General features: G+C 53.4%; 2 protein-coding genes and 1 pseudogene. All 3 read right to left on the minus strand.

What is annotated here, in order from left to right:
• Window positions 1-563: pseudogene (locus KQJ18_RS23125) on the minus strand (Ni/Fe-hydrogenase cytochrome b subunit); the annotation flags it as partial.
• Window positions 553-1,539 (minus strand): hydrogenase 2 operon protein HybA, encoded by a 987-nt coding sequence (gene hybA, locus KQJ18_RS23130; protein WP_003828357.1) that lies wholly within the window; start codon window positions 1,537-1,539, stop codon window positions 553-555. The pseudogene KQJ18_RS23125 and the gene hybA, both read right to left, overlap by 11 nt.
• A gap of 2 nt (window positions 1,540-1,541) precedes the next feature.
• Window positions 1,542-2,660 (minus strand): hydrogenase 2 small subunit, encoded by a 1,119-nt coding sequence (gene hybO, locus KQJ18_RS23135; RefSeq protein WP_003024486.1) that lies wholly within the window; start codon window positions 2,658-2,660, stop codon window positions 1,542-1,544.
• Window positions 2,661-2,814 lie beyond the last annotated feature (154 nt).

The following is a 2,814-nucleotide window of genomic DNA, read 5'->3' on the forward strand; positions in this document are numbered from 1 at the left end:
ATTGAAGACTGGTGCATGGTTGGCAGCAGCGCGCCGAGAGCGATAATAAAGAACATCACTTTATTCAAACGCTTGAGAGAGACTTTCCACCCCAAACGTTCAAACAGAGCCGGAGCAAATTCCAGCGCCATGACGCCGATATAGATGGTCATACAGACCGCCGTTTCGAACAATACCGAGTTCACGTTGAAGTGACCTGGAATGTAGAAATACGGCAGGTTCCAGTAACGACCGACGTCAATGGTGATCGACAGACCACCCAGCGAGTAGCCAAACAGGCTTGCCAGCAGCGCCGGACGCACCAACGGATGGTATTGCCCTCTGTTGAAAACATACACCGCCCACGCCAGCGCCCAACCGCCACACGCGAAGCCAGTACCAATCAACAGGTCAAACGCGATCCATACACCCCATGGGAAACCGCCGTTCAGATCGGAGACTGAACCCAATCCGAAGACCAGACGTTTCACGATCAGGAGCATACACAGGACGATTAACGGCCCAAAAATAATGACCGGTTTGCTGATTATTTTTCCGCCCAGCGGTTTAGGATCATGACTCATGATCGTCTCCTCCGTCGTGATGGTCGTTTTTCGTGTTACGACGAACCAGCACGGTTAAGCCCGCCAGCGCAGCCAGGGGTAATATCATGCCCTTATACAGGGAATGTTGAACATGTTCAGAACGCGCACCGGTTGAAAGATCATCCAGTTTTGGCAGATCCAAATCCTCGTAAGGAACACCCGTCAGCACCATCACCTGCGTACCACCACCTTCCTTCTCACCGTACAGATGTGGGTAGTACTTCGGTACCGTATGCAGATAGGTATCGCCCGCTTTCACCGTCTGACGCGGATAGTGGTATTCGCTGCCAGGCTTCAGCGCGAGACGTTTTTTCGCCTCAGCCATCAGCTCTTCACGCGTACCAAAAATCACCGCCCCGGCAGGACACACTTCAACACAACCCGGTAAACCGCCTTTATCCAGACGCTCAACACCTTTCTGGTTACACAGTTCACATTTGTGAAGCGCGCCAAACGGGTTGTTGTAGTCGTACTTAGGCACGTTGTACGGACAGGCGACCATGCAATAGCGGCAACCTGTGCAGACATCTTTGTCATAGTGGACGATGCCGGTTTTCGGATCTTTCTTCAGTGCGGAGACCGGGCAAACGGAGACGCAGTTCGGATCAACACAGTGCATGCACTGTTTCTTAATGTATGCGTAGCCATTTTCTTCCTGGTCTTTGTTAACGCCTGTTCCGCTACGCCACACCTGGATAATGTTATTGGTATACGGCGACAGCTTGTCGTTGTTTGACCAGGTCTGCTCGCCTTCCGGGTTACGCGCCGGAAAGTTGATGTCCTGACACTTGGTGACACAGGCCTGGCAGCCCACACATAGCGTCGAGTCATAGAGCATCCCAAGAGAACCCGGGATCGGCGGACGGTTTTCTGCAGCCGCATGGCTGATGGACGGCGCAGCGCCCAACAGCAATGCCCCGCTGGAGGCTGCTTTAATAAAGTTACGTCTGTTCACGGTTATTCTCCCCGTGAGTCAGCGTTATCTTTCTTCTGCTGACGACCCAGTTCACGAACCGCCATCACGCTGACGCCGGCGACCAGCCCTACCACGCCACCAAGCAGCCCAATCGCGCCGGCAGAGACATTGCCACCTTCTTTCATGTTGACGTCAGGTTTCTCGGAGCGCGGGGTTTGGTTTTCCACATGAGCAAGCTGGTGAATACCTTTATGGAAACCAACGCCTTCTTCGTTACAGCCGTAGCAAGGGTGGCCGATAGCCACCGGCCACACGCCGCCAACATCGCAGAATTGCAGCGTTGAGCAGTTGCCGTAGGTTTCGGGTCCTTTACAGCCCAGATGGTAGAGACACCAGCCTTCACGGTGGCCTTCATCGCCAAACTCTTTCGCAAAGCGGCCAGCATCGAAGTGCGGGCGACGCTCGCAATGTTCGTGAATCAAACGGCCATAGGCGAATGTTGGACGGTTTTTGGTATCCAGCTTCGGCGGCTTACCGTAAGTGATGATATGCGCGACCGTTGCCAGGAAGTTATGCGGGTTCGGCGGACAGCCGGGAATGTTGATGATGGTTTTGCCTGGCAGAACTTCCTGCAAGCCGACTGCACCCGTTGGGTTAACGCCAGCGGCAGCAACACCACCCCACGCGGCGCAAGAGCCAATGGCAATGATAGCGGCTGCGCCTTCAGCGGCCCGGCGGATATGATCCACGATCGGCTCACCGGCAACCATGCAGTAAATACCATTATCTTTCAGTGGGATAGAACCATCTACAACCAAAACATATTGCCCTTTGTACTTCTCCAGAGCGTTATGTTTATTCTCTTCAACCTGATGGCCGAAGGCGGCAGAGAGTACCTCGTGGTATTCCAGAGAGATTGTCTCCAGGACGAGGTTTTCCACTGTAGGGTGTGTCGCGCGAAGCAGCGATTCAGTACAACCCGTACACTCCTGAGCACCAATCCAGATAACCGGTGGGCGCTGAGGGCGGGAAACTGATTCGGCCATTTCTGCGGCGGCTTTGCTACTGAGCCCCATGGTGGCGGCCAGTGCTGCACAAAGCTTCATGAAATCGCGGCGATTGATGCCGCTCGAATTGATGAGAGAGTTATCTCCAGTCATTTTATAGTTATTCCGTTGCGAAGACCTGGCTTTTTATTTTGCACCATTCGCATGTTGCATATTGCGATCGGCGCGCCATTTACCACACTTTTTATATGGTTATGTGCGATATAATACTTCGACGGAGCAACAAAACGAAGGCGTAGGTCAATAG

This window comes from Citrobacter sp. S55_ASV_140 (genome assembly GCF_018919505.1).
Classification (GTDB): Bacteria; Pseudomonadota; Gammaproteobacteria; order Enterobacterales; family Enterobacteriaceae; genus Citrobacter; species Citrobacter werkmanii.